The sequence below is a fragment of the Mesorhizobium sp. M7D.F.Ca.US.004.01.2.1 genome, assembly GCF_003997785.1.
In the GTDB taxonomy this organism is placed as follows: Bacteria; Pseudomonadota; Alphaproteobacteria; order Rhizobiales; family Rhizobiaceae; genus Mesorhizobium; species Mesorhizobium loti.
Window position 1 is genome coordinate 1 of the sequence record NZ_RZRQ01000046.1, and the last position, 26535, is coordinate 26535.

Here is a 26535-nt window from a genome sequence, read left to right on the forward strand (position 1 = left end):
CCTCGATGGTCCGTCCGCACTGGGTGATGCGTCCTTCGGAAAGCGTGGCGGTGTTGCCGCCGAGCAGCAGGGCTTCGTGCGGCTCGGTCGTTGCATAGACGAAGATGGTGCCAGCGGCGGCGAATATCCTGGGCAACTCGGCGCGCAGCTCTTCGCGCAATTTATAGTCGAGATTGGCGAGCGGTTCGTCGAGCAGGACCAGGCTGGCGTTCTTGACGATGGCGCGCGCCAGTGCGGTGCGCTGCTGCTGGCCGCCGGACAGGCTGAGCGGCGTGCGGTCGAGATAGGGTGTCAGCTTGAGAAGTGCGGCGGCATCGCGCACTTCCTTGTCGATCTTGGCCTGATCGGTGCCGGCCACCCGGAGCGGCGAAGCGATGTTCTCATAGACGGTCATCGCCGGATAGTTGATGAACTGCTGGTAGACCATGGCGATCTTGCGCTTCTGCACCGGCACGCCGGTGACATTCTGGCCGTCGAACCAGATCGAACCGGAGGTCGGCACATCGAGGCCGGCCATCAGCCGCATCAGGCTGGTCTTGCCGGAGAGCGTAGGTCCGAGCAGGACGTTGAGCGAGCCGTGCTGGAGCGTCAGCGACACGTCGCTTATATGCTCGACCGCACCAACCGTCTTGGTGACGTTTCTCAGTTCCAGCATGACGCCTCCTCCCAGGCCTTCTGCATCAGCTCAAACCCCTCTTCATTCGGCAGCCGCGACATGGCGCCGGCTTATACCGCGCATGAATTCATCGAGCGCCGCCACCTGCTCGCGGCTGAGATGCAGACCGCGCTTGGTCCGGCGCCACAATACATCTTCTGATGTGACCGCCCATTCGTTTTGAACGAGATAGCGCACCTCGGCCTCGTAAAGATCAGCGCCGAAGTTACGGCCGAGATCAGAATTCGATTTGGCTAGCCCCAACAGCATCCTTGCGCGGGTGCCGTAGAGCCTGGTCAGCCGGCGGGCCAAGCGCGCGTCGAGGAACGGGTAGGCGGTTTTCAGTTTCGCCACCTCGGCATCGAAACCGGTGGCCGGGAAATCGCCGCCCGGCAGTGGCGCGTTTGCCGTCCATGGCTTGCCGCGCTTGCCGAGAAAACCCTCGATCTTTTCCAGCATCGATTCCGACAGCCGGCGATAGGTGGTGATCTTGCCGCCGAAGGCGTTGACGATCGGGGCCGCGCCCTCGCCGCCATCGGCCTTCAGCACATAATCGCGCGTCGCTTCCTGCGCCTTGGAGGCGCCGTCATCATAGAGCGGGCGGACGGCCGAATAGGTCCAGACGATGTCCGAGCGCTTGACCGGTTGCGCGAAATATTCGCTTGCCGCGGCGCAGAGGTAGTCGATCTCGGTGTCGCTGATCTTCACGTCATGCGGATCGCCGGGGTAGTCCTGGTCGGTGGTGCCGATCAAGGTGAACTCTTCCTCGTAGGGAATGGCGAAGATGATGCGGCCATCCTTGTTCTGGAAGAAATAGGCGCGCGGATCGTCGAATTTCTTGCCGATGACGATGTGGCTGCCCTGCACGAGGCGGACATTGTGCACGTCGTTGAGGCCGACGACGCCGGAAAGCACATGATCGACCCAGGGTCCGGCGGCATTGACCAGCAGGCGCGCCTTGATCTCCTCCGTCTCGCCGGTCTGCAGGTCCTCGATCTGGACCGTCCACAGACCGTTTTCGCGGCGCGCGCCGACCACTTTCGTACGGGTCCGGACCGTTGCGCCGCGGTCGGCGGCATCACGCGCGTTCAACGCCACCAGTCGCGCATCATTGACCCAGCCATCCGAATACTCGAAGGCCTTCTTGAACAGCGGTTTCAAAGGCTTGCCGGCCGGATCCCTGGCCATGTCCAGCGTCCTAGTCGCCGGCAGCAATTTGCGCCCGCCAATGTGGTCGTAGAGGAAGAGACCGAGCCTGATCAGCCAGGCCGGACGCAGGCCCTTGGCATAGGGCAGCACGAAGCGCATCGGCCAAATGATATGCGGCGCGTTCTTCCACAGAACCTCGCGCTCCATCAGCGCCTCGCGCACCAGGCGGAATTCGTAGAATTCGAGGTAGCGCAGGCCGCCATGGATCAGTTTGGTGGAACCTGAGGAAGTTCCACTCGCCAGATCGTTCATCTCTGCGAGAAAGACGGAAAAGCCACGCCCGACGGCATCGCGGGCGATACCGCAGCCATTGATGCCGCCACCTATGACGAAAATGTCACGGATCGGAGATGCGTCCACAAATTCCTCCAGCGATTTCGCATTGCACCATTTTTGGGCTTTTACGAAACCGTGTCGGAATTATTTCGAAATGATAACGAATGTCAAACGAAATATCACGAGCGCGTGATATCAGGTCGAAACCGCCTAGGTGAGCGACGTCTCGATCAGCTGAACCTCGGCCTCCTGGCAGATCTTGCGCACCGACGGGATGTCGCAACGGTCGGTGATGAAGGTGTTGACCTGCGACAGATGGCCGATGCGCACCGGTGCGGTTCGCTCGAATTTGGTCTGGTCGGAAACCAGGATGACATGCCTTGCATTGGCGATGATCGCCTGCGCCACCTTGACCTCGCGAAAATCAAAGTCGAGCAAGGCGCCGTCATGGTCGATGGCGGATGCGCCGATCACCGCATAGTCGACCTTGAACTGCCTGATGAAATCAACCGCCGCTTCGCCGACCACACCGCCATCGGAACCGCGCACAACACCACCAGCAATCACCACCTCGATCGACGGATATATCCGCATCCTATTGGCAACATTGATGTTATTGGTGATGACCATGAGACCGTTGTGATCGAGCAGCGCCTTGCTGACCGACTCGGTCGTGGTCCCTATGTTGATGAACAGCGAGGCATTGTCGGGGATCAGCCTGGCTGCCGCACGGCCGATCGCCTCCTTCTCGTCGGCAGCGATCTTGCGCCTCGCCTCATACTCCATGTTCTCGATGCCGGACGGGAACAACGCGCCGCCATGGATGCGCGAAAGCAGCCGCTGGTCGCACAGATCGTTGAGATCCTTGCGTATGGTCTGCGGCGTCACATTGAAGTGGGTGGCCAGGTCATCGACCAGCACGCGCCCATGATCCTTGGCCATCTGGATGATTTCGGCATGGCGTGGCGACAGATACATAAGCAACCTCCCGTTTTCGTTTTTCTTGTCTATAGTCGAAAACGAAACCGATGAAAAGGCATAAGCCGGCTAATGAAATACATATGATTGCCAAGGCAAACGCCAACGCAAACCAGATTGTGCCTGATCAAGCTATTCCGCGCGCGATTTCCGTGATGACGGTGAAGGCCATATCGACATCGGCGGCGGTCGCCTCGAACTGACCGATCTGGAAACGGATTGCTATCAGCCCATCGACCTTCGTTTGCGTCAGGTAGATGCGGCCATCGTCGTTGATCGTATTGACCAGTTGCAGATTGAGCGCGTCCGCATCGGCGCCGGCTGCAGTCTTGTGCCGGAACGAGAACAACGACAGCATCGGCTCGCTGACGATCTCGAAATCCGGTTCCCTTGCCAGCCGCGCGGCAAGCCCTTCGCTCCACGCGACATGATTGCGGATCATCGTGCGCAGGCTTTCCAGCCCATGGGCGCGCAGCAGGAACCACAATTTCAGCGCGCGGAACCGCCTGCCGAGCGGCACTGACCATTCGGAATAGTTGATGATGCCATCACGCCCATGCGTCTTCAGGAATTCCGGCTTGATAGCCAACGTCCGTACATGACTTTCGGGGTCACGCAGGAACTGGATCGAGCAATCGAACTGGGCACCCAGCCATTTGTGCGGATTGAAAACGATCGAATCGGCACCTTCAACGCCTGCCCAGAAATGCCGATACTCCGGACAGATCATCGCCGATCCGGCCCAGGCGGCATCGACGTGAAGATAGAGCCCATGCCGCCGCGCCACCGCGGCAACCGCAGCAATGTCGTCGGTGCCGCCGATGCTGGTGCCGCCGACGCAAGCGATGATGCCGGCCGGCAGCATGCCGGCTTCCCGGTCGGCGGTGATTGCCGCCTCGAGCGCTGCCGTGTCCATGGCGCGAAAGCGGCCGCCTACCGGAATGCGCACGAGATTGTCCTCGCCGATGCCTGACACCCAGATCGCCCGGTCGATCGAGGTGTGGACCTGGTCGGACGAATAAATGCGCAGCCGTGTCTGCCCTGCCAGGCCCTGTTTGTTGCCTTGCCACTCGAGTGCCCGCTCGCGCATGGTCAGCACCGCGGCCAGCGTCGCCGACGAGGCCGAATCCTGGATCACCCCGGAAAAACCTTCCGGCAGGCCGAGCGCCTGGCGCATCCAGTCGACGGTGCGCGTTTCCAGCTCGGTCGCCGCCGGCGACGTCTGCCAAAGCATGCACTGTGCGGCCATCGCCGAGACCAGATACTCCGCCACCACCGAGACCGGCGCCGCATTGGCCGGGAAATAGGCGAAAAAGCGGGGATGCTGCCAGTGCGTCATCCCCGGCAGAATCTTCTCTTCGAAGTCGGCGAAGATCCGGTCCATCGGTTCGCCGTCTTCGGGCGGCGAAGCCTCGATGCTTTTGAAGATGTCGCCGGGCTCGACCAGTGGCCGTACCGGCCGTTCGCGTAGTGTGTCGCGGTAGTCGGCGCCCCAGTCGGCGGCGCGCCGCGACCATTCCCGGAACTCATCGTTGTTCATCCTGTCCTCCCGACATGATCCCTCGCGGCCATCCATAGCGGCTGGCCTCTTTATTAATTAACGCGTGAAATATACGCAACCGCCGGCGGCGAACTTCGCGCACCCTAGCCAGGAAAATCCGGCAGGCTGGCAAAGGCCGTCTTAAGCGCATTCGACCAGCCGTCCGAGATCGTGCGGTAATACTGGTCGTCCTGGCTGATCCGCTTCTTCAACCCGACCTTGAAGGCGTCCTTCTCCAGAAAGAGCAGGTCGAGCGGCAAGCCGACGGACAGGTTCGACTTCAATGTCGAATCGAACGACACCAAAAGCAGCTTCACCGTCTCGGCGAGGCTCATCGTCTTTTCATAGGCGCGGATGATGATCGGCTTGCCATATTTGGTCTCGCCGATCTGGAAGAACGGCGTGTCATCGGTCGATTCGATGAAATTGCCTTCGGGATAGATCATGAACAGGCGCGGCTCGCTGCCTTTGATCTGGCCGCCGAGGATGAAGGAAGCATTGAAGTAGGAATCCGCCTTCTCGCCCGCAGGCGACGAACTGGCGATGACCTCCTTGACCGTATCGCCGACCAGCCGCACCGTCTGATACATCGACGGCGTTTCCAGAAGCGTGGCGTGACGGTCGGCAATTGCCTTAGTGCGTTCGTCGAGCAGGCTGACCACGGCCTGCGTCGTCGCCAGATTGCCCGCCGACATCAAAACGATGACGCGCTCGCCCGGCTGCTCCCAGATATGCATCTTGCGGAAGGTGGAAATCGAATCCATGCCGGCATTGGTGCGCGTGTCCGACATGAACACGAGCCCGCGATCGATCTTCAGGCCAACGCAATAAGTCATGGAATCTCTTCTGGCAGCAATCTTGCGAAAGATTACTGCTCCACCGTGACGGTGACCGCAAGCTGTTCTTCCGCCTGTCCCAGCCGAATTCCCGACACCGGCGTGGCGTCGCGGTAGTCGCGGCCCGTTGCCACCTTTACATAGCGCTCGTCAGGCGAAATGCCATTGGCGGCATCGAAGGCAACCCAGCCGAGACCCGACACATGCGCTTCGGCCCAGGCGTGACTTGCGGCCTGCTCAACCGTTGCATCCAGCATCAGATAGCCACTGACATAGCGAGCCGGAAAGCCCATGGCGCGCGCCGCGGCGGCAAAGATATGGGTGTGATCCTGGCAGACACCGGTCTTGAGCGCCAAGGCTTCCTCCGCCGGCGTCGCCGCATTGGTGGTGCCGGGCGTGTAGGCAACGCGCTCGCCGATGACAGCCATCAGCCGGTGAAGCCTCTCGATGTCGGTGCCCTTGCCGACCGATGCCGCGAGTTCGCGAACACCGCTGCCGATCGTCGTCAATGGCGTTTCATGGCTGTACAGCCAGAGCGGCGTAAAGCCCTGGTGTGGTCCCGAGACACCTGCGGTGTCGCGCGTCACCACTTCGCCTGATGCTTCCACGGTGATGAAGTCGCGCTCGCCCTCGACGCTCAACAGCCTTGTGTCGTTGCCGAAATGGTCGACAAAGCGAACCTCTTCGCGCGCGCCTTCGATGGCCAGCGCCCAGGACAGAACGGTCTGCGTCGATCCGCTGACCGGAAGCAGCCGCAGCCGCTGCAACAGATAGTGCACCGGTGCATCGTAGCGGTATTCGGTCCGATGGGTGATCTTCAGCCGCATGCTTTTTTTCCGTTTGTGAGCATGATCTTGTCCGAAAACCGGTTCCCACTTTTCGCTATCGCGGTCCTCCGGTTCGGGACCATGCTCAGTTGAACCGGTAATCTTGTGCGATTTCGTCGCCCAGCTTGGTGTTATCGCGAATGAAATTGGCCAGGAATTCATGCAGGCCGGTATCGAAAATATCCTTGATCGATCCCGCTCTCAGCATTGCCTGCGTTTTCTCGGCCGTTGCGTGGCAGGCATGGCGCTCGCCGTAGTCGTCGCCGAGGAATTTCAGATGCTCCGACAGGAAGCGATAGCAGAACATCAGCGACCGCGGCATGCGGACATTGAGGATCAGGTAGTCGGCAATGTTCGTCGGTTTGTAATCGGCGTCATAGACCCAGCGATAAGAGCGATGTGCCGACACAGAACGCAGGATCGATTCCCACTGGTAGTTGTCGAGCGTCGAGCCGACCCAGGAGATCGACGGCAGGAGCACGTAGTATTTCACATCGAGGATGCGCGCCGTGTTGTCGGCGCGCTCGACATAGGTGCCGAGCTGCGAGAAGTCGAAGATCTCGTTGCGCAGCATGGTGCCGTAGAACGAGCCGCGGATCAGCGCCGTCTCGCGCTTGATCGCATCGAGCACGCTGGGCAGGTCGCGCTCGTCGATCGGCCTGGCCAGCATCCGCTTCAGCGACATCCAGGCTTCGTTGATGCTTTCCCAGGTCTCGCGCGTCAGCGCGGTGCGCACCATGCGGGCATTGTTGCGGGCCGTTTCGATCGACGCCATCGTGCTCGACGGGTTCGACGTGTCGCGCAACAGGAAGTCGGCGACATTGGCGGCGGTATAATCAGAATATTTCTGGCTGAAAGTGACGTCAGAACCAGCGCTGAGCAGCACCGAATTCCACTCTTCCGAGGCGCTCTGGGTACGAGTCAGCGCCATGCGCAGGCCGGCGTCGACCAAGCGCGCCATGTTTTCCGCCCGCTCGATATAGCGGTTCATCCAATAGAGCCCGTTGGCGGTGCGGCCTAAAAGCATGCAAGAACCTTCAAATGGAAATCAGTCATCCAGCACCCACGTATCCTTGGTGCCGCCGCCCTGCGAGGAATTGACCACCAGTGAGCCTTCCTTGAGCGCCACGCGGGTCAGCCCGCCGGGCACAATCTGGATGCGATCGGAGACCAGCACATAAGGCCTGAGATCCACGTGGCGTGGCGCCAGCCCCTTTTCCGTCAGGATCGGGCAAGTCGACAGGGCCAGGGTCGGTTGGGCAATGTAATTCGAGGGTTTTGCCGCCAGTTTCTTGGCAAACGTCTCGCATTCCTTCTTGGTCGCCGCCGGCCCGACCAGCATGCCGTAGCCGCCGGAACCGTGCACTTCCTTGATCACCAGTTCGTCGATGTGTTCGAGAACGTATTTCAGGCTGTCCGGCTCCGAGCAGCGCCAGGTCGGAATGTTGCCGAGGATCGCCTTGCGGCCGGTGTAGAATTCGATGATCTCGGGCATGTAGGAATAGATCGCCTTGTCATCGGCGATGCCGGTGCCCGGCGCGTTGGCGATGGTGATGTTGCCGGCCCGATAGACATCCATGATGCCGGGCACGCCGAGCGCCGAGTCCGGCCGGAACGTCAGTGGATCGAGGTACGAATCGTCGACGCGGCGATAAAGTACGTCGATCTGCTTGTAGCCTTCGGTCGTGCGCATGGCGACGTGGCCATCGACAACGCGCAGATCCTGGCCTTCGACCAGTTGCACGCCCATCTGGTCGGCGAGGAAGGCGTGTTCGAAATAGGCGGAGTTGAAACTACCGGGCGTCAGCACCGCGATGGTCGGCGCGCCCTTGGTGCTTTGCGGCCGCACCGCCGCCAGCGACTGGCGCAGAAGCTGCGGATAGTTTTCCACCGGCCGCACCTTGATCTTCTGGAACAGCTCGGGAAACAGCTGCATCATCGTCTCGCGGTTCTCCAGCATGTAGGAGACACCCGACGGCGTGCGCGCATTGTCTTCCAGCACATAGAACTCGTCCTCTGAGATGCGGACGATGTCGACGCCGATGATGTGCGTATAGACGCCAGCCGGCGGCCTGACGCCTATCATTTCCGGCAGGAATGCCTCGTTCCTGGCGATCAACTCCCTGGGAACGCGCCCTGCCCGCAGGATTTCCTGGCGATGGTAGATATCGTCGAGGAAGGCGTTCAGCGCCTGCACGCGTTGCTCGATGCCTTGCGTGAGGCGGCGCCATTCATTGCCTGAAATGATCCGGGGAACGATGTCGAACGGGATCAGCCGCTCGGAGGCTTCCTGCTCGCCATAAACGGCGAAGGTGATGCCGGTCTTGCGGAAGACGCGTTCGGCGTCCTGCATTTTCTCGGTCAACCTGGCCGGATCCTGCTCCTTCAGCCAGCGATCATAAGCCGAATATGGTCTTCTCAATCCGGAGACTTCCGGAAGCATTTCATCGAACGCTGCCAATCGCATACTCCCCTGTGACGCCATTTCACTGGCGTCGCCGGAGAAAATCAAGCGCAATCGGTGATTTGGGAGATACGGGCGATCAGTATGTTGCACCTGCCTAAAATTAAGGCAGCCGAAATATGACGGTAATCAGGCTTTGCCTCGTGTCCGGGCAAGTGCGCTCGATGGCTAAAAGGCGCGGAACGTGACGACGGTGAAGGTGTCCTTGATGCCGGGGAGAATCTGCACCTTCTCGTTGACGAAATGGCCGACGTCTTCCTCGTCGTCGACATAGAATTTGGCGAGCAGATCGTAATTGCCGGCGGTGGAGTAGATTTCCGAAGCGATCTCGGCATCGGCAAGCGCGCTGGCAACCTCATAGGATTTGCCCAACTCGCATTTGATCTGCACGAAAAACGCCTTCATGGCTTCGTCCCGCTAAACGTCCAAGTCCAGCGGCCCTTCTGGCAGACTGGAGGCGGGCTTTCAAGCGCTGGAATGAATGCTCAGCCGGCCTGGACCTGGGCTACGAGCTCCCGCAGCTCCGCCACAGGCTGCAACCTGCCGCCGATCGCCAGCGATTATTCGCAATCGCTGAAACCGCGATGCGCTGCCAAGCGTATGTTATGATGCGTCTTCGGACAGCACTATTTTTGAGGGAAGATATTCCGCGGGACAACGGAGACAGGCCATGCGCCGCGCCTTTTTCGCATTCGCATTCGTTCCATTCCTCTTTGTGTCGTCGGCATTTGCCGGCGATGCCGAGATCAAGGCAGGGCAGTCCGTCATCGATGGCCAGTTGAAGGCACTCATCGCCAATGACGGCGCCACTGCCTATAGCTTCGCCGCGCCTAATGTGAAACGGATTTTCCCGACCGTCGATGCCTTCATGAACATGGTGACAAACGGCTACCCGCCGGTGCGCAAGCCGCAGACCTATTCCTTCGGCAAGGTCGAGGAGACGGCCCCGGGTTCGATCGTCCAGCAGGTACTGATCGTCGGCCCCGACGGCAAGGACTACGAGGCTGTCTACACGTTGCAGCAACAGCCCGACGGCACATTCCAGATCACCGGCTGCAGCCTGCGCGCGTCGAATTCGCTCAGCACTTGAGGCCTCACAGCAACGAGATATCGCCCCTCGCCCAGCCCTCGGTGATTTCTGCGCCGCGCGCCTGGAAGGTGCCGGCCTCGATCGCAGCGCGGATGTCCTGCATCAGTTTCTGGTAGTAGGAAAGATTGTTCCAGGTCAAAAGCATGGCGCCAAGCGCTTCCTGCGAGCGCACCAGATGATGCAGATAGGCGCGCGAGTAGTCCCGGGCGGCCGGGCAATCGCTTTCCTCATCCAGTGGACGCGGATCGTCGGCATGGCGGGCGTTGCGCAGATTGACCTTGCCCCGCCTTGTATAGGCAAGGCCGTGGCGGCCGGCCCGTGTCGGCATCACGCAGTCGAACATGTCGATGCCGCGCGCCACCGATTTCAGGATATCGTCAGGCGTGCCGACGCCCATGAGATAGCGCGGTTTGTCCGCTGGCAGTTCCGGACAGGTGATGTCGAGCATTTCGAGCATCACGGCTTGCGGCTCGCCGACGGCAAGGCCGCCAACGGCGTAGCCTTTCAACTCCATTGCGCTCAGCGCCTGCGCCGAACGCATCCGCAGTGCTGCATTGTCACCGCCTTGCACGATGCCGAACATCGCCTTGCCCGGCTGGTCGCCGAACGCCGTCTTGCAGCGCTCGGCCCAGCGCAGCGACAACTCCATGGCGCGCTCGATCTCCTTCATCTCGGCCGGCAGCGCCGTGCATTCGTCGAGCTGCATCTGGATGTCGGAATCGAGCAGCCCCTGGATCTCGATCGAGCGTTCCGGCGACATCTCGTAGGCGGCGCCGTCTATGTGCGAGCGGAAGGTGACGCCCTTTTCAGTCAGCTTTCTCAGCTTCGACAGCGACATCACCTGGAACCCGCCGCTGTCGGTCAGGATCGGATGCGGCCAGCGGGCGAATTCATGCAGGCCGCCGAGCCGCGCCACGCGCTCGGCGCCAGGCCGCAGCATCAGATGGTAGGTGTTGCCCAGGATGATGTCGGCGCCGACACCGCGCACCTGGTCCATATACATGGCCTTGACGGTGCCGCCGGTGCCGACCGGCATGAAGGCCGGCGTGCGGATTTCGCCACGCGGCATGTCGATCACACCGCGCCGCGCCTTACCGTCAGTCGCCAGAACCTTGAAGCTGAACGGCTTAGCCATTGAATTCCTTGTCGTGGACCGGGGCGCCCGGTGCCTGCTTGTCGAGCGACTGTCCATCGCTCGTCTCCGCTCGGAAAAGCAGGCTTGCGTCGCCATAGGAATAGAATCTGTAGCGGTTCTCGATGGCATGCGCATAGGCCGCGCGCATCGTCTCGAGGCCGCTGAAGGCCGAAACCAGCATGAACAGTGTCGAGCGCGGCAGGTGGAAATTGGTCATCAGCATGTCGGCGGTGCGAAAGCGGTAGCCGGGCGTGATGAAGATATCGGTCGGGCCGGACCATGCAAGCAGAGTGCCGTCCTCACGCGCCGCACTCTCCAGCAGCCGCAGCGAGGTCGTGCCGACAGCAACGATGCGCCCGCCCTTCGCCTTCGCCGCATTGAGCGCATCCGCGGTTTCTCGGCTGACCGAACCGGTCTCGGCATGCATCTTGTGGTCGGCGGTGTCGTCCGCCTTCACCGGCAGGAACGTGCCGGCGCCGACATGCAAGGTGACGAAGCGGCGTTCGATGCCCTTGGCGTCAAGCGCTGCAAAAAGCTCCGGCGTGAAATGCAGGCCCGCTGTCGGTGCCGCGACGGCGCCTTCCTCGCGGGCATAAATGGTCTGGTAGTCGGCCCGGTCGCGTTCGTCATCGTCGCGCTTCGAGGCGATATAGGGCGGCAGCGGAATATGGCCGACAGCGTGCAGTGCCTCGTCGAGAAATGGCCCCGACAGGTCGAAGCCAAGCAGTGCTTCGCCGCCCTCGCCTTTCTCGATCACCGTGGCGTCGAGCTGGCCGAGGAAACAGGAATTGCCGTCATGGCCGAAATGGATGCGGTCGCCTGCAGCGATTCGCTTGCCCGGCCTCATGAAGGCCAGCCAGCGATCCGGTGCCATGCGCATATGCAGGGTGGCCTCGACCTGCGCCGCCGCCTCGCCGCGCCGCCTGATGCCTTTGAGCTGCGCCGGAATGACCTTGGTGTCGTTGAAAACCAGCACGTCGCCGGCCCTGAGCAGGGACGGCAGGTCGCCCACCCTGCGGTCATCGAGCCCTTCGCCTGACTTGACCACCAGCATCTTGGCGCTGTCGCGCGGGTCCGCCGGGCGAAGCGCGATGCGCTCCTCCGGCAGGTCGAAGTCGAAGAGGTCGACGCGCATCAGTAGAGCCGGACGAGCAGCGCTCCGGCCAGCAGCAGCACCGCGCCGGCGATGCGGCCGAGCGAGATTTCACGCACCGCGACGCCGAGGAAGCCGACGCGGTCGATGAGCATGCCGGCCAGCAACTGGCCGGCGACCAGAAACGCCATCAGCGCGGCGGCGCCGATGCGCGGCGTCAGAATCGTCGACAGCGTGACATAGAAGCCGCCGAGCATGCCGCCGGCTACGAACAGCCAGGGCGCCGGCGCTTTCCAGTCGAGCGAGATGCCTTGCAGCTTCACCACCGTAGCGGAGATGATGCCGAGCACGATCGCGCCCGACAGGAACGAAAACGCAGCCGCCGCGACCGGGAGACCCAAGCCGCGCGCCAACTGCGAATTGATCGGTGCCTGAATGGCAATGAAGGCGCCGGACAGGATGCCGAGAAGCGACCAGACGACGCCCATCATTGTCGTTTAACCTTACTTGACGTCGGCCGCGACCTTCAGCGACACGATCTTGTCGGGATCCTGCACCGGCTCCCCGCGCTTGATCTTGTCGACATTGTCCATGCCTTCGATGACCTGGCCCCAGACCGTATACTGACGGTTGAGGAAGGCGGCATCGTCAAAGCAGATGAAGAACTGCGAATTGGCCGAGTTCGGGTTCTGCGACCGGGCCATCGAGCAGGTGCCGCGGCCATGGTTGGCGTTGGAGAATTCAGCCTTCAAATCCGGCTTTTCCGAGCCGCCCATGCCCGCGCGGGATGGAGCGAATGTCGGCTTCGAGGAATTGCCGAACTTGACGTCGCCGGTCTGCGCCATGAAGCCTTCGATGACGCGATGGAAGGCGACATTGTCATAGGCGCCCTGGCGCACCAGCTTCTTGATCTGGGCGACATGCTTGGGCGCGAGGTCGGGCCTCAGCGCAATGGTGACGTCGCCGTCCTTCAGCGTGACGATCATGGTGTTTTCCGGGTCGGCGGCAAAAGCCGAGACCGATGCGGTCACAAGACCGGCAAGCACAACGAGGAACGAGGCGAGCTTTTTCAGCTGCATATCTGTCTCCGGGGTCTTATTTCTTGAATTTGGCGGTGAGCGCGCCGGCAACCGCCGCCGGCACGAAGGGGCGGATGTCGCCTCCCATCGAGGCAATCTGGCGGACAAGTGTGGCGGTAATGGTGCGCACGGAAGGGCTGGCGGGCAGAAAAACCGTCTGCAGTTCAGGCGCCATGGTCTCGTTCATGCCGGCCATCTGCATCTCATAGTCGAGGTCGGTGCCGTCACGCAGGCCGCGGATCATGATCGAGGCGCCCTGCTTCCTGGCCGCGTCGATGACCAGCCCGTCGAAGGCGACGACCTTGATGCGGGCGCCGTCGCTGCCGAATTCTGCCTTCGTCGCTGTCTCGATCAGCTTCACCCGCTCCTCGAAGGAAAACAGCGGCTGCTTTCCCGGATGAATGCCGATCGCCGCATAGACGATGTCGGCCACCGCCAGCGACGCCTTCAGCACATCGAGATGGCCGTTGGTCAGCGGGTCGAAGGAGCCGGCATAGAGGGCGATGCGTTCAGTCATGGCAGGTGCTTCTAGCGAGCCTCTCTCGCAAAGGCAAATCCGATCGGCGCGCCGGCCGTGAACCTTTTCCGGCACATGAACGACAGATGAACACGCTGATCACGAAGCCTTCACGCAGCGTTCACTAGGTTGCACCTTAATAAGATGAAACCAAAATCCCATCTATCCGTTGTTAGGCGCAGGAGAACACGCACATGCTGATCTACATGCTCGCCACCGCAATGACCGTCGCCATGCTGATCGCCACCGTATTTGGGCTGCATCAGGAGGCACAACGCGTCCGCGTCAAGGCAAACACCAAGCGCTTCTTCGGCCCCCGCAAGCCATATCGCCACTACTGATAAAGCCTAAACTTGCTGCCGCGCCGGCCGATGGGTCGGCGTTGCTATGTCATAACCTGGGTGCCGGACTTAGTCCGCACCCTCCGGACCGGTGTCAGGCGCCGGAGCGGCATCAGCAACCGTCCTCGACAGTCTCTTCGCTTTCTTCGTCCGATTGCGGTTCCGAGATCCGCTCGACCGAAACCACCTTTTCACCTTCAGCCGTGTTGAAGATGGTCACGCCCTTGGTGGCGCGGCTGGCGAAACGGATGCCGTTGACCGGCACCCGGATGACGGTGCCGCCATCCGATACCAGCATGATCTGGTCGTCATTGCCGACCGGGAACGTCGCCACCAGCCTGCCGATCTCGGCTACCTTCGACACATCGGTGGCACGGATGCCCTTGCCGCCGCGTCCGGTCAGCCGGAAATCATAGGACGAAGAGCGCTTGCCGTAGCCGAATTCGGTCACCGTTAGCACGTACTTCTCATGAGCCTTGAGGAACTCGTAGCGCTCGTCGGAAAGCTCCGTCTCCTCGCCGACCTCTTCATTGGTCAGCGCGATCTCTTCCTCTTCGCCGGCTGCGATGCCAGCGGCAAGCCGCCGTTCGGCTGCCGCTCGCTTCAGATAGGCGGCGCGCTCGGCTGGCGGCGCATCGACATTCTCGATCACCGACATGGAGATGATGCGGTCGGTCTCGGCCATGGTTATGCCGCGCACGCCGACAGAGTTGCGGCTCTGGAAGACGCGCACGTCGCCGACCGAAAAGCGGATGCATTGACCGGAGCTGGCGGTCAGAAGCACGTCGTCATTGTCGGTGCAGGTCTCGACGCCAAGGATCTCGTCGCCCTCCTCCTCCAGCTTCATGGCGATCTTGCCATTGCGGTTGACCTGGACGAAGTCGGACAGCTTGTTACGGCGCACGGTGCCGCGCGTGGTGGCGAACATCACGTCGAGCTCGCCCCAGCTCGTCTCGTCCTCGGGCAGAGGCATGATCGTGGTGATGCGCTCGCCCTGCTCCAACGGCAGCATGTTGATCAGCGCCTTGCCGCGCGACTGGGGATTGCCGATCGGCAGCCGCCAGACCTTTTCCTTGTAGACGATGCCGCGCGAGGAGAAGAACAGCACCGGCGTATGCGTGTTGGCCACGAACAGCCGGGTGACGAAATCCTCTTCCTTGGTCGACATGCCGGAGCGGCCCTTGCCGCCGCGGCGCTGCGCCCGGTAGAGCGACAGCGGCACGCGCTTGATGTAGCCGGAATGGCTCACCGTCACGACCATGTCCTCGCGCTGGATCAGGTCCTCGTCTTCCATGTCCGACCCACCATCGGTGAGCTCGGTACGGCGCGGCGTGCCGAACTCGTCGCGTACGGCGGCAAGCTCGTCCTTGACGATCTGCTGGACGCGCGCGCGGGACGACAAAATGTCCAGATAATCAATGATTTCGGCGCCGATCGTGTTCAACTCGTCAGCGATTTCGTCGCGGCCGAGCGCGGTCAGGCGCTGCAGGCGCAGCTCGAGAATGGCGCGCGCCTGTTCCTCGGACAGATTGTAGGTGCCGTCCTCATTGATGCGATGGCGCGGATCGTCGATCAGAAGGATCAGCGATTCGACGTCGCCGGACGGCCAGCGCCGCTCCATCAATTGCTCGCGCGCCGTCTGCGGATCCGGCGCGGTGCGGATCAGTTTGATGACCTCGTCGATGTTGGCGACGGCGATGGCGAGACCAACCAGCACATGGGCGCGGTCGCGCGCCTTGCGCAGCAGGAATTTCGTGCGCCTTGTGATCACCTCTTCACGGAAGGCGACAAACGCCTTCAGCATGTCGGTCAGGTTCATCACTTCCGGCTTGCCGCCGTTCAGCGCCACCATATTGGCGCCGAAAGAGGTCTGCAGCGGCGTGAAGCGATAGAGCTGGTTGAGGATGACGTCGGCAACGGCGTCGCGCTTCAGCTCGATGACGACCCGATAGCCCTGGCGGTCGCTCTCGTCGCGAATGTCGGAAATGCCCTCGATGCGCTTGTCGCGCACCAGTTCGGCCATCTTCTCGATCATCGACGATTTGTTCACCTGGTAGGGAACTTCGGTGATGATGATCGACTCGCGGTCATTGCCGCGCTGTTCGATGTTGACCTTGCCGCGCATGACGATGGAGCCGCGGCCGGTCGAATAGGCGCTGTAGATGCCGGAGCGGCCAAGCACGATGGCGCCGGTCGGGAAATCCGGGCCCGGAATGATCTCCATCAGCGCCGGCAGGTCGATCGCCGGATTGTCGATGATGGCGATCGCGCCGTTGCAGATTTCGCCGAGATTGTGCGGCGGGATGTTGGTCGCCATGCCGACGGCGATGCCGCCCGAGCCGTTGACCAGAAGATTGGGAAAACGTGCCGGCAGAACCTTCGGTTCGCTGCCCGAGGCATCGTAAGTGTCCTGGAAATCGACGGTATCCTTGTCGATATCCTCCAGAAGCTCGTGCGCGACCTTGGTCAGCCGCGCTTCCGTGTAGCGCATCGCTGCCGGCGGATCGCCGTCGATGGAGCCGAAATTGCCCTGTCCGTCGATCAACGGCACGCGCAGCGACCAGTCCTGCGCCATGCGCACCAAGGCGTCATAGATGGAAGCGTCGCCATGCGGATGGTATTTACCCATCACGTCGGCGACCGGACGCGCCGACTTCACATATTTGCGGTTCCAGTGGTAACCGCTCTCATGGGCGGCGAAGAGAATGCGGCGATGCACCGGCTTCAGGCCGTCGCGCACGTCGGGCAGAGCGCGGCTGACGATCACGCTCATGGCGTAATCGAGATAGGAACGCTGCATCTCCTCGACGATGGATATCGGCTCGATGCCGGTGGGGCCGCCGTCGGCGCCGCGCGGTGTCTTCTGGTCGGTCAAATCGGATCACAATCTAATCAGGAATCACTTGGTGCTTATATAGGAAGCAAGGCTGAAACTCCAACATGTCAGGCACTTTTCCAGTGTCATTTTTGGTGGTAATTTCAAATGGATACCACTGATTGCGACGATATGGCCAAGGCGGTTTTCGCCGCACCAAGGCAAAAGCCTGCAATGGACCGTTTTCCCCTGCGAAAGCCGCGAGCGCGATGAATTGGACCCCGTGGCTGCCTTTGCGAGCACTGAGCGGTTGGCGACCGCAGGATCTCAACAGAGATATCGTCGCGGGCGTGACACTGGCGGCGATTGCCATTCCCGAACAGATGGCAACGGCCCGGCTGGGCGGCTTTGCTCCTGAAATCGGTTTCTTTGCCTTTGTTGCCGGTTCGGTGGCATTTGCCCTGTTCGGGGCCAACCGGCATCTCTCATCCGGCGCGGATTCGACCATCACGCCCTTGTTTGCCGGTGGCCTCGCGATGCTCGCGGCATCCGGGTCGCCGCATTATCTGGCGCTGGCAGCCATGCTGGCGCTGATGGTCGGGCTGATTGTGACGCTAAGCGGTGTCTTTCGCCTTGGCTGGATCGCCGACCTTTTGTCGGTGCCGGTCACGACAGGATTCCTGGCCGGTATCGCCGTCCATATCATCGTTTCGCAATTGCCCGGACTGCTCGACCTGCCCTCCGAGAGCGGTGAAACCTTGCGGCGCGTCGGTGAGATTGCCGGCAATCTCCATCTGACCAATCCCTGGAGCCTCGCGCTCGGTCTTGGCGTGTTCGCGATCGTGTTCTGCGCCGACCGGATCAGCGCCCGTATCCCCGGCGCGTTGATCGCCATGGTGCTCGCCACCATCGCGGTTGCCGTCTTCGGCCTTAAGGACCGCGGCGTCGAGGTGCTCGGCGCCTTGCCCAACGGCCTGCCACAGACCGGCCTGCCGCATGCCAGCCTCGACGATGTGCAGGCGCTGTTTCCACTGGCGCTGCTGATCGCCATCGTCGTCATGGTGCAGACGGCGGCCACCTCCCGTTCCTTCGCGCCGCAGCAGGGCGAGGCTCCCGACGTCAATCGCGATTTCGTCGGCGTTGGCGCCGGCAGCATCCTATCGGGCCTGTTCGGCGCCTTTGCCGTCAATGCCAGCCCACCGCGCACCGCAATCGTCGCCCAGTCGGGCGGCCGCTCGCAATTGTCCGGCCTTGTTGCCGCGGCCATCGTGCTGGCGCTTGGTGCTTTCGGTGGCGGCCTGCTTGCCGATGTTCCGCAGGCCGCCCTTGCCGGTGTCCTTTTGTTCGTTGCGCAGCACATTTTGCGCTGGAAGGTGTTCGCCAATGTCTACCGGCAGGCGCCGGTCGAATTCGTCTTGATCCTCATCACCATGGCGGCGATCGTCGTGCTGCCGATCGAGACTGGCGTGGCGATCGGCATCGGCCTGTCGCTGCTGCACGGAATCTGGAGCGCGACCCGTACGCAGCCGATCGAACTGGAACAGGTGCCGGGCACTTCGGTGTGGTGGCCGCCCGGTAATCCGGCTGTCGGCGAACAGCTCCCCGGTGTGCTGGTCGCGGCGTTCCAGGCGCCGCTGTCTTTCGTCAATGCCGACCGTTTCAAGCGTGGCCTTTGCGATCTCATCGACGCCCGGAACGAAACCGTGAAACTGGTCGTGCTCGAGGCCAGCAACATCGTCGAAATCGATTACACCGCCGCGCAAGCCCTGATCGACACCATCCTCCATTGCCGGCAGTCGGGCGCGATGTTTGCCATCGCGCGGCTAGAATCCGTGCGTGCGCAGGCGGCACTGGCGCGGTTCGGCATTGCTGAAATGGTCGGCACGCAGCGCATATTCCACAGCGTCGACGCGGCAATTAAGTCACTTGGTCTGGGGAAACAGCAGCAGCAAGAACAGGATGGAATGCCATGATTGACCCCCGAGAACCCATTGTCACGCCGGTTCCCGTCGAGGAACTGAGGCCGACGCAGATAACGGTCGGCATGAGAGAAGTTGCGTTGAAGCGCCAGATGATCCGGGCGCAAGACGCCAAGAAGAAGACCGGCACTTTTCTCGGCAAACACATGGTGCCGGTCGTATTGGGTCCCAAAAATCGCAACTACGTCACCGATCACCATCACCTCGCTCGCGCCCTGCTCGAGGAAGGCGTCAAGGACGTGCTTGTAACCGTGATCAGCGACCTGTCCGCGCTCGACAAGGACGCGTTTCTTTTCGTGCTCGATAACAGGGGCTGGATGCACCCGTTCGATGAGAACGGCCGGCGCCGCGATTACGCGGCAATTCCGAAGACAATCGGCGAGCTGATCGATGATCCCTACCGGAGCATGGCGGGCGAACTGCGTCGGATGGGCGGCTTTGCCAAGGACACGACGCCGTTCAGCGAATTCATCTGGGCAGATTTCCTTCGCCGGCGCATCGACAGGAATGCGGTGGCGAAGAATTTCGACAAGGCGATGAAGGAGGCAATGAGCCTGTCGAAGGGCAAGGACGCGGACTATCTTCCCGGCTGGTGTGGGCCGACATCGGATTGAGCTGCAAGCTTTAGCAGGCCGCCGCGCGGCGGGTGCGATACTGGCCCGGCGTCTCCCCCATGATTCGTCGAAAACGACGATTGAAGGTCGACAAATCGTTGAAGCCGGCCTCGAAGGCGATCGCCGAGATCGCATCGTCAGACATGCGCAGCCGCACCGCGGCCCTGTGCAGCCGGGTCTTGAGCAGGAACTGATAGGGCGTCATGCCCGCGACCTGCCGGAAGATGCGCAGGAAATGGTAGGGGCTGGTCGCCGTTTCATCGGCAAGCGCCGAAAGCGAGACCGATCCGTCGGCGTCCAGTTCGATCCGCCGCACTGCCTCGGCAACCCGTTTCTGATCGCGGCGGCTTGGTGCGCGCCCGACATGCGTAGCGCCAGAGGCTGTAGCCACGGCAGCACCGGCTATGCGCAGGGAAAGTTCCTCGAAGGCGCCGTTGTCGGCCATCTCGCGCGCGGTTTCAGCCTCGGCCAGCAGTGGCGCCAGGACCGGCAAAGGCGGCAGGCGTGGCGCCTCGAAGGCCAGCTTCCTGGCGCCCGGCACGCCAGCCGCGATCCGTTCCATGTAGGCCGGCCCGAAATGGAACGAGAGGCAACGGTCTCCGCTGCCGTGCTCGTGCCCGCATTCATAGCATGTGCCGGGATTGCCGAGCAGAAGCGCGCCGGGCGCCAGCATCGCCGTACCTTGTTGCGCACGGTAGCGGAACGTCCCGCTGGTGACCGCGGCGACACAGAAATCCTGATGTGCTTCCTCAAACGACCGGTCGCCGGCGCTAGCCGTGCAGATCACATCCGTCACGTGCCAGCCGGGTCCGGATGCGAGCGTATGCGTGGTCGCTGTCATGACCGGAATATAGCAATTTTTCCCAAGCCCAGAACCCCATCACCGCCTACTCCTCTCTGTCTCCTGACAAAAAGAGACCGGAACCATGTTCGATCAATCCTCCTTTGCCGAAGCCCTGCACAGCCCCGGACCAGTGGAAGGGCTCGCCGAAAAGCTGAGCCTTTACGGCCGCTTCGTCGGCGCCTGGACATTCGACGCCTCGCGCCATCTCGAGGACGGCACGGTGCTGACCGGGCGTGGCGAGGTGCATTTCGGCTGGGTGCTCGAAGGCCGGGCGATCCAGGATGTCTGGATCCTGCCCGCGCGGGGCACTGGCTCCCAGCCTTCGCTCGGCAAATGGACTTTCTACGGCACGACGCTGCGCGTCTATGATCCCAGCGCGGATGCCTGGCACATCTTCTGGAGCGATCCGCGCAACCAGTATTTTAGCCGCCAGCTCGGCCGCGCCGAGGGCGACACGATCGTGCAAGTGGGCGCCGACGGCACCGGTTCATCGGTGCGCTGGAGTTTTTCCCGTATCACCGAAGGCAGCTTCCGCTGGCTTGGCGAGCGCTCGCACGACGACGGCGCGACATGGCGGCTGGAGGTCGAGTTCCTGGCGCGCCGAGCGACAACAAGCTGGCACCGCAAGATATTGTAACAATGGAGAAAATCATGTTCGATCATATCTCGATCGGCGTCCGCGACGCCGCCGCCTCCAAGCGCTTCTATGATGCCGCACTGAAGCCGCTCGGCTACAGCTGTCTGAGCCAGTCACCGGGCTCGCTTGGTTATGGCGCTCAAAACGTCGTGTTATGGGTGAACGAGGCGGCTCGGCCTGTGCCGCCAGACGACAAATCCGGTCTGCATTTCTGCTTCGCCGCACCAACGCGGGCCAGCGTCGACACTTTCCATGCCGGCGCTCTGCGCGAAAGCGGCAGTGACAATGGTGCGCCGGGCCTGCGCGCCGACTATGGCGACAACTACTATGCCGCCTTTGTCGTCGACCCAGACGGCTATCGCATCGAGGCCTATTGCGGCGCTGCCGGCTAAACCCAGTTTCGCTGTCCTGACAGTTCCCACCGAACGGGCTTTGCTCTACCAATATGCTGGTGCGGGCACGGCCCGGCGGGAGGGGTCAGAGATGCCGAGCTTCGACAGCTTGTTCAACGCCTTCGTCACCATTCTCGTGACCATCGATCCGCCTGGCCTGGCGCCGCTGTTCCTCGCAGTGACACGCGGCATGAACCGCGAGGAGCGCCAGCAGGTTTCCGTCCGCGCCTCGATCATCGGTTTCCTGGTGATGGCGCTGTTTGCGGTTGCCGGCGCCTCGATCCTGTCGGTGTTCGGCATCACGCTGCCGGCCTTCCGCGTCGCCGGCGGTTTCCTCTTGTTCTTCATCGCCTTCGAAATGGTGTTCGAGCGCCGGCAGGACCGCAAGGAAAAGATTGGCGACGTCGCCATCACCAAGGACATGATCCACAACATCGCCGCCTTCCCGCTGGCGATCCCGCTGATTGCCGGACCCGGCGCCATTTCGGCGACTGTGCTGCTCTCCGGTTCGTTCCAGGGCTTTGCCGCGCAGGCGGCGCTGGTCGGCATTATCTTCGTCTGCCTCGCCATCACCTATCTGGTGTTCGTGCTGTCGGAACGCATCGACCGCATTCTCGGCCAGACCGGACGCTCGATCCTGACCCGGCTGCTCGGCGTCATCCTGGCGGCGCTGGCCGTGCAGTTCGTGGCGGATGGCATCAAGGCGCTGATGGCGGGCTGAACGGCGGTCCCTACTGCCTACTGCCTACTGCCTACTTCGCCGTCGTGTCGATCACTTCGAAATCGTGGGTAATCGTGGCGGTCTTGGCCAACATTGCGGAGGCCGAGCAATATTTTTCGATCGAGAGGTCAATTGCCCGTTTGACCTTGTCGGGCGAGAGCGCCCTGCCCTTGACGACGAAATGCATATGGATGCGGGTGAACACCCTGGGCTCGGTTTCGGCCCGGTCGGCGTCGAGTTCGACCACGCAGTCCTCGACCGCCTCGCGGCCCTTTTCGAGGATATGCACGACATCATAGGCCGAACAGCCGCCGGTGCCGATCAGCACCAGCTCCATCGGGCTCGGTCCCGGTGTCCTGCCTTCCGGTCCGGGGGCGGTTCCCAGCACGACCTTGTGGCCGCTGCCGGATTCGCCGACGAAGGTGCGCTCCTCAACCCATTTTACGCGTGCTTTCATCGAACTCGTCCTTCGCCATATTTCGTTGATCGCCAAATCAGCGTTCAATTCGACAATGCAAAACCCCGAAAGTCCATGAGGGACTCTCGGGGCGCAATGTTTGACTTAAGCCAAAAATAACATCTGCTGTTGCGATCAGAACGGAATCTCGTCGTCCAGTTCGCGCGACGAACCGCCACCGCCGCCGCTCTTGGCACCGCCACCACCGCGATTGAAGCCTTCGCTCGGGCTGGACTGGCCGAAATCGGAACCACGGGTGCTGCCGCCACCGGCATAGCCGCCGACCTGGCCGCCTTCGCCCTGTCCGCGTGCGTCGAGCATCTGCAGCTCGCCGCGGAATTTCTGCAGCACGACTTCGGTCGTGTACTTGTCGGCGCCGGTCTGGTCCTGCCATTTGCGCGTCTGCAGCTGGCCCTCGACATAGACCTTCATGCCCTTCTTCAGATACTGCTCGGCCACCTTGGCGATGCCCTCATTGAAGATGACGACGTTGTGCCACTCGGTCTTTTCCTTGCGCTCACCGGAATTCTTGTCGCGCCAGCTTTCCGAGGTGGCAATGCGAATGTTGACGACCGGCTCGCCCGAGTTCAGCCGGCGGATTTCAGGGTCCGCACCGAGGTTACCGACCAGAATGACCTTGTTGACGCTACCCGCCATGATATTTCTCCGCGCTCATCTGAAACAAATTTTTGTCGCAGCACCTTACAGGCTGCCGACGTCAGCCGCCTGCCATGGCTGCCTTTACCCACAAGGTTTTTGTTCCCTTTTCGTTCTTATCTGCATCCCTGCCGATTGTCAAGGAATGGCAGCAATGTCCGAAGGCCTCATATGGGTTTGAAAAGAGCGCTTGCCAAATCAATAAGTGAATGCTTATGCTTTGGCCATGATCGAAGCAGAGATTTTCCGGGCCCTGGCCGACCCCACGCGCCGCGCCGTTTTTGAGCGGCTCGCCGCCGGCGAGATGAGCGTATCGGAATTGCGCACCGGCATGACGGTGTCACAGCCCGCGGTGTCGCAGCATCTGGCGGTGCTGCGTGGCGCCGGCCTGGTGGTCGAGCGGCGTGTGGGCCGCAACGCATTTTACCGCGCCGACCCGCAGGGGCTCGCCCCCTTGCTCTCCTGGATCGAACGCTACCGGACCTTCTGGCCGGAGCGCATCGAAAGGCTGAAGGCCGTTTTGAAGGACATGGATCAATGAAGAAGGCGAGATTGACGACCAACGAGAGCCAAAGCGACGCCGCGGACGCGATCGAGTTCGAGTACGACCTTGCCGAGCCGCCAGAAAAGGTCTGGCGGGCCCTGACCGTTCCGGAGCTGCTCGCCGCCTGGATGATGCCGAACGACATCAGACCCGAGATCGGCAATCGTTTTGCCTTCGCCGGTCCGAATGCGCCGATCGAATGCGAAATCCTCGACGCCGAGCCCGAACGGCTGTTGCGCTATTCCTGGCGGGAGCGCTCGCAGCCAGGCGGCGCGGCGCGGCAGGCCCCGCTCGACAGCCCATTGGACAGCATTGTCACCTTCACACTCGCCCGCACGGTTTCCGGCGGCACGCATCTGCGCATCGTCCATGATGGCTTCGCCCGGACGGCAATGCCCGCAATTGCCATGGCCGGCGCCGGCTGCCGGCTTTCACTTGACAGTTCACGCAAGCCAATCGCCGCAAACATGCCTCGCCTCTTGCTGCGTGCAGCCTGAGCGACAACAACGGAGACATACAATGAGCGGCCTTGCCAGTCTGGTGCCGATGGTGATCGAGCAATCGAGCCGCGGCGAACGTGCCTTCGACATCTTTTCACGGCTGCTGCGCGAGCGCATCGTCTTCATCAATGGCGAGATCAACGACGACATCTCGGCACTGGTCTGCGCACAGCTGCTGTCGCTGGAATCCGACAATCCCGACAAGGAGATCTCGCTCTACATCAACTCGCCGGGCGGCGTGGTGACCAGCGGCTTCGCCATCTACGACACGATGCAATATATCAGTTGCCCGGTATCCACCGTGTGCATGGGCTTTGCCGCCTCGATGGCTTCTTTCCTGCTGATGGCAGGCACACCGGGGCGTCGTATCTCGCTGCCGAACGCCACCATCCTGCTGCATCAGCCGCTGGGCGGCTTCCAGGGCCAGGCCTCCGACATCCAGCGTCATGCCGAGCGCATCGGCCGGACGAAACGGCACATGGCCGAACTCTACGCGCAACATTGCGGCCGCACCTATGAAGAGGTCGAGCGCACGCTGGATCGCGACCACTTCATGACCGCCCGGGAGGCACAGGCATGGGGCATCGTCGACCATGTTTTCGACACGCGAAAAAAGGCGGCATGAAGCCAAGCCCCTGATCCTGGCTCCTGCCGGTTGTCGAAGATTTGACGACGCTGGTCTGGTCCCATCGCCGGCACGTCACTATAGTCTTGCGATGACCGACACTTATCCGTCCAGACCATCGCGCCGCGTCATCGCCGTCGTGGTGCTCGCTTTTGCCGGCCTTGTGAGCGGCGCGGCTTTTGCAGAGGACAGTTCGCCAGCGCAGAAAGGCGCCCTGCCCGGCGTGACCGGCGACTATCGTATCGCCAAGCCGGCTCCCAAACCCGACGACGCGTTTCCCAGCAACGGCAATGGTCAGTTCAAGATCGGCGATACGGATGTCAGGATTTCCGGCAGCATCACCGTCGATGTCGGCGCCGGCTCAACAGGGCTGCCGCGCCACTGATAGTGAGTGCCGGCGCGCCGCGCCTATCGCCCAATAAAACAATCCGCACATGAAAACAGCCCCGCCGTGCTTTGCGCAAACGGACGGGGCCTTTTTTTGGATCTCAAATCCAATTTTGCCGGGAGTGTACTGCCGGCGTTTGATTTCGGATGCACCGCGGCATTCAACCGACGATCCGACTAGCAGTCTCTGATTTTTACGAGAGATGGCAGGTCACGGTTTGCTGGGTGGCGAAAACGCTAAACCCTGGCACTTATGCCTGCCGCGGCTCCAGTGACAACTGGAACCCTGGGGGACGATCCGGTGGCGTCATAGCTCCGCTCCTGTGTCCGTTGCGACGTTGTCGTCCCGAAGCACAAATCGCAAGTGCCTGCGGCGTCTCGCAGGCCGCCTCTGGGCGGCGAGGCCATCGAAAGACGGCCGGCTTCGTTGACTGCTGGAGTCTGCGCCCCTGAGTCGGGGACGTCAACCTTCAATAGCCGGTTACCGAAAAATGTGATCGCAGGGAGGTTACGTGCAAGTCAGTTTCTGCACAGCTTTGTCAGGAGCGTGTTCGGCCTTTGTTCTTTCCGCTTGCCCGTGCACGCGAAAGACGGTTAAACGCATTTGTCGGGAATTGTGGCGTCTCTCGACGTGGCGGCAAAACTACCTACATAGGGGATGGCCGGGAAAACCCGCCATTCCAGGAAATTCCAGATTCTGAGGCGGCGACCGGCTATGGCCGACCATAAATATCTTTCCATTCGCGGGGCGCGCGAACACAATCTGAAGAATGTCGATCTCGACCTGCCGCGTGACAGCCTGATTGTCATGACCGGCCTGTCGGGTTCCGGCAAATCGTCGCTTGCCTTCGACACCATCTACGCCGAGGGCCAGCGCCGCTACGTCGAAAGCCTGTCGGCCTACGCACGGCAATTCCTCGAAATGATGCAGAAGCCTGACGTCGACCAGATCGACGGCCTGTCGCCCGCCATCTCCATCGAGCAGAAGACCACCTCGAAGAACCCGCGTTCGACCGTCGGCACCGTCACCGAGATCTACGACTATATGCGCCTGCTGTTTGCGCGCGTTGGCATCCCCTATTCGCCGGCCACCGGCCTGCCGATCGAGAGCCAGACGGTTTCGCAGATGGTCGACCGTGTGCTGGCGGTCGAGGAAGGCACGCGCCTGTTCATCCTGGCGCCGATGGTGCGCGGCCGCAAAGGCGAATACCGCAAGGAATTGCTGGAGCTGCAGAAGAAGGGTTTTCAGCGCGTCAAGGTCGACGGCGTTTTCTATGAGATCGCCGACGTGCCGGCGCTGGACAAGAAGTACAAGCATGACCT

At 61.8% G+C, this 26535-nt stretch carries 29 protein-coding genes and 1 pseudogene; 12 read left to right on the forward strand and 18 right to left on the reverse strand.

Annotated elements, in window-relative coordinates; all coding sequences use genetic code 11:
- From EN993_RS09780 to EN993_RS09820, 9 genes are all read right to left on the reverse strand, one after another.
- Positions 1–655, reverse strand: a 655-nt coding sequence (locus tag EN993_RS09780; RefSeq protein ID WP_164757598.1) for an ABC transporter ATP-binding protein, incomplete at its 3' end; no start/stop codon positions are given.
- Between the two features lie 42 nt (positions 656–697).
- Complete coding sequence (glpD, locus tag EN993_RS09785) at positions 698–2224, reverse strand: glycerol-3-phosphate dehydrogenase (protein WP_127263073.1); 1527 nt, start codon at positions 2222–2224, stop codon at positions 698–700.
- A gap of 126 nt (positions 2225–2350) precedes the next feature.
- A complete protein-coding gene (locus EN993_RS09790; RefSeq protein WP_109669141.1) occupies positions 2351–3118 on the reverse strand; it encodes a DeoR/GlpR family DNA-binding transcription regulator in 768 nt (255 codons plus the stop codon).
- Positions 3119–3245: 127 nt separating this feature from the next.
- On the reverse strand, positions 3246–4658 hold the full coding sequence (locus tag EN993_RS09795) for an aspartate aminotransferase family protein (protein ID WP_127263074.1): 1413 nt from the start codon (positions 4656–4658) through the stop codon (positions 3246–3248).
- 104 nt (positions 4659–4762) lie between these two features.
- Positions 4763–5494: a peptidase gene (locus EN993_RS09800; protein WP_127263075.1), complete on the reverse strand. Its 732-nt coding sequence runs from the start codon at positions 5492–5494 to the stop codon at positions 4763–4765.
- A gap of 32 nt (positions 5495–5526) precedes the next feature.
- Positions 5527–6321 carry a transglutaminase family protein gene (locus tag EN993_RS09805; protein ID WP_109669147.1) on the reverse strand — a complete coding sequence of 265 codons (795 nt, stop codon included), beginning with the start codon at positions 6319–6321 and terminating at the stop codon, positions 5527–5529.
- Positions 6322–6406: 85 nt separating this feature from the next.
- A complete protein-coding gene (locus tag EN993_RS09810; protein ID WP_109669149.1) occupies positions 6407–7348 on the reverse strand; it encodes an alpha-E domain-containing protein in 942 nt (313 codons plus the stop codon).
- A gap of 21 nt (positions 7349–7369) precedes the next feature.
- Positions 7370–8782 (reverse strand): circularly permuted type 2 ATP-grasp protein, encoded by a 1413-nt coding sequence (locus EN993_RS09815; protein ID WP_164548689.1) that lies wholly within the window; start codon positions 8780–8782, stop codon positions 7370–7372.
- Between the two features lie 171 nt (positions 8783–8953).
- On the reverse strand, positions 8954–9190 hold the full coding sequence (locus EN993_RS09820) for an Lrp/AsnC family transcriptional regulator (RefSeq protein WP_010909609.1): 237 nt from the start codon (positions 9188–9190) through the stop codon (positions 8954–8956).
- Between the two features lie 265 nt (positions 9191–9455).
- Here EN993_RS09820 and EN993_RS09825 point away from each other — a divergent pair, with 265 nt between their 5' ends.
- Complete coding sequence (locus EN993_RS09825; RefSeq protein ID WP_126069025.1) at positions 9456–9875, forward strand: DUF4864 domain-containing protein; 420 nt, start codon at positions 9456–9458, stop codon at positions 9873–9875.
- Between the two features lie 4 nt (positions 9876–9879).
- Here the strand turns inward: EN993_RS09825 and tgt are convergent, their stop codons facing one another.
- The 5 genes from tgt to coaD form a co-directional block, all read right to left on the reverse strand.
- Complete coding sequence (gene tgt / locus EN993_RS09830) at positions 9880–11010, reverse strand: tRNA guanosine(34) transglycosylase Tgt (protein WP_127263076.1); 1131 nt, start codon at positions 11008–11010, stop codon at positions 9880–9882.
- A complete protein-coding gene (gene queA / locus EN993_RS09835) occupies positions 11003–12145 on the reverse strand; it encodes a tRNA preQ1(34) S-adenosylmethionine ribosyltransferase-isomerase QueA (RefSeq protein WP_127263077.1) in 1143 nt (380 codons plus the stop codon). The genes tgt and queA overlap by 8 nt, the downstream gene beginning before the upstream one ends.
- Positions 12145–12594 (reverse strand): DMT family transporter, encoded by a 450-nt coding sequence (locus tag EN993_RS09840; protein ID WP_127263078.1) that lies wholly within the window; start codon positions 12592–12594, stop codon positions 12145–12147. The genes queA and EN993_RS09840 overlap by 1 nt, the downstream gene beginning before the upstream one ends.
- Positions 12595–12606: 12 nt before the next feature.
- Positions 12607–13089, reverse strand: coding sequence for a peptidylprolyl isomerase (locus tag EN993_RS09845; protein ID WP_245468722.1), 483 nt, complete (start codon positions 13087–13089; stop codon positions 12607–12609).
- A gap of 109 nt (positions 13090–13198) precedes the next feature.
- The gene (gene coaD / locus EN993_RS09850) at positions 13199–13699 is read right to left on the reverse strand and encodes a pantetheine-phosphate adenylyltransferase (protein ID WP_109669169.1); all 501 of its coding nucleotides are present in this window, start codon (positions 13697–13699) and stop codon (positions 13199–13201) included.
- A gap of 194 nt (positions 13700–13893) precedes the next feature.
- Here coaD and EN993_RS09855 point away from each other — a divergent pair, with 194 nt between their 5' ends.
- The gene (locus EN993_RS09855; RefSeq protein WP_127263080.1) at positions 13894–14040 is read left to right on the forward strand and encodes a hypothetical protein; all 147 of its coding nucleotides are present in this window, start codon (positions 13894–13896) and stop codon (positions 14038–14040) included.
- A 112-nt stretch (positions 14041–14152) separates the two neighbouring features.
- Here the strand turns inward: EN993_RS09855 and gyrA are convergent, their stop codons facing one another.
- Complete coding sequence (gene gyrA / locus EN993_RS09860) at positions 14153–16915, reverse strand: DNA gyrase subunit A (RefSeq protein WP_127263081.1); 2763 nt, start codon at positions 16913–16915, stop codon at positions 14153–14155.
- Between the two features lie 209 nt (positions 16916–17124).
- Between gyrA and EN993_RS09865 the strand changes: the two genes are divergently transcribed.
- Entirely contained in the window at positions 17125–18828 is a 1704-nt protein-coding gene (locus EN993_RS09865; RefSeq protein WP_127263082.1) for a SulP family inorganic anion transporter, read from the forward strand.
- Positions 18825–19448 carry a ParB-like protein gene (locus tag EN993_RS09870; RefSeq protein WP_127263083.1) on the forward strand — a complete coding sequence of 208 codons (624 nt, stop codon included), beginning with the start codon at positions 18825–18827 and terminating at the stop codon, positions 19446–19448. The genes EN993_RS09865 and EN993_RS09870 overlap by 4 nt, the downstream gene beginning before the upstream one ends.
- A gap of 10 nt (positions 19449–19458) precedes the next feature.
- Here EN993_RS09870 and EN993_RS09875 read toward each other — a convergent pair whose 3' ends face one another.
- Positions 19459–20289 (reverse strand): AraC family transcriptional regulator, encoded by an 831-nt coding sequence (locus EN993_RS09875; RefSeq protein ID WP_127263084.1) that lies wholly within the window; start codon positions 20287–20289, stop codon positions 19459–19461.
- An 85-nt stretch (positions 20290–20374) separates the two neighbouring features.
- Between EN993_RS09875 and EN993_RS09880 the strand changes: the two genes are divergently transcribed.
- The 3 genes from EN993_RS09880 (at position 20375) to EN993_RS09890 (ending at position 22042) form a co-directional block, all read left to right on the forward strand.
- Entirely contained in the window at positions 20375–20929 is a 555-nt protein-coding gene (locus tag EN993_RS09880) for a hypothetical protein (RefSeq protein ID WP_127263085.1), read from the forward strand.
- A 14-nt stretch (positions 20930–20943) separates the two neighbouring features.
- Positions 20944–21321: a VOC family protein gene (locus EN993_RS09885; RefSeq protein ID WP_127263086.1), complete on the forward strand. Its 378-nt coding sequence runs from the start codon at positions 20944–20946 to the stop codon at positions 21319–21321.
- Positions 21322–21412: 91 nt separating this feature from the next.
- Positions 21413–22042: a MarC family protein gene (locus EN993_RS09890; RefSeq protein WP_023670949.1), complete on the forward strand. Its 630-nt coding sequence runs from the start codon at positions 21413–21415 to the stop codon at positions 22040–22042.
- Positions 22043–22073: 31 nt separating this feature from the next.
- Here the strand turns inward: EN993_RS09890 and EN993_RS09895 are convergent, their stop codons facing one another.
- A complete protein-coding gene (locus EN993_RS09895; RefSeq protein ID WP_127263087.1) occupies positions 22074–22499 on the reverse strand; it encodes an OsmC family protein in 426 nt (141 codons plus the stop codon).
- A gap of 135 nt (positions 22500–22634) precedes the next feature.
- Positions 22635–23156, reverse strand: a complete 522-nt coding sequence (locus EN993_RS09900; RefSeq protein ID WP_109669185.1) for a single-stranded DNA-binding protein — start codon at positions 23154–23156, stop codon at positions 22635–22637.
- A 226-nt stretch (positions 23157–23382) separates the two neighbouring features.
- Here EN993_RS09900 and EN993_RS09905 point away from each other — a divergent pair, with 226 nt between their 5' ends.
- The 5 genes and pseudogenes from EN993_RS09905 to EN993_RS09925 form a co-directional block, all read left to right on the forward strand.
- Positions 23383–23697: a metalloregulator ArsR/SmtB family transcription factor gene (locus EN993_RS09905; protein ID WP_127263088.1), complete on the forward strand. Its 315-nt coding sequence runs from the start codon at positions 23383–23385 to the stop codon at positions 23695–23697.
- Entirely contained in the window at positions 23694–24197 is a 504-nt protein-coding gene (locus EN993_RS09910) for an SRPBCC domain-containing protein (protein ID WP_127263089.1), read from the forward strand. Before EN993_RS09905 ends, EN993_RS09910 begins: the two co-directional genes overlap by 4 nt.
- 22 nt (positions 24198–24219) lie before the next feature.
- A complete protein-coding gene (locus tag EN993_RS09915; RefSeq protein ID WP_127263090.1) occupies positions 24220–24825 on the forward strand; it encodes an ATP-dependent Clp protease proteolytic subunit in 606 nt (201 codons plus the stop codon).
- 91 nt (positions 24826–24916) lie between these two features.
- The gene (locus EN993_RS09920; protein WP_127263091.1) at positions 24917–25210 is read left to right on the forward strand and encodes a hypothetical protein; all 294 of its coding nucleotides are present in this window, start codon (positions 24917–24919) and stop codon (positions 25208–25210) included.
- Between the two features lie 717 nt (positions 25211–25927).
- A pseudogene (locus EN993_RS09925) lies at positions 25928–26535 on the forward strand (excinuclease ABC subunit A); the annotation flags it as partial.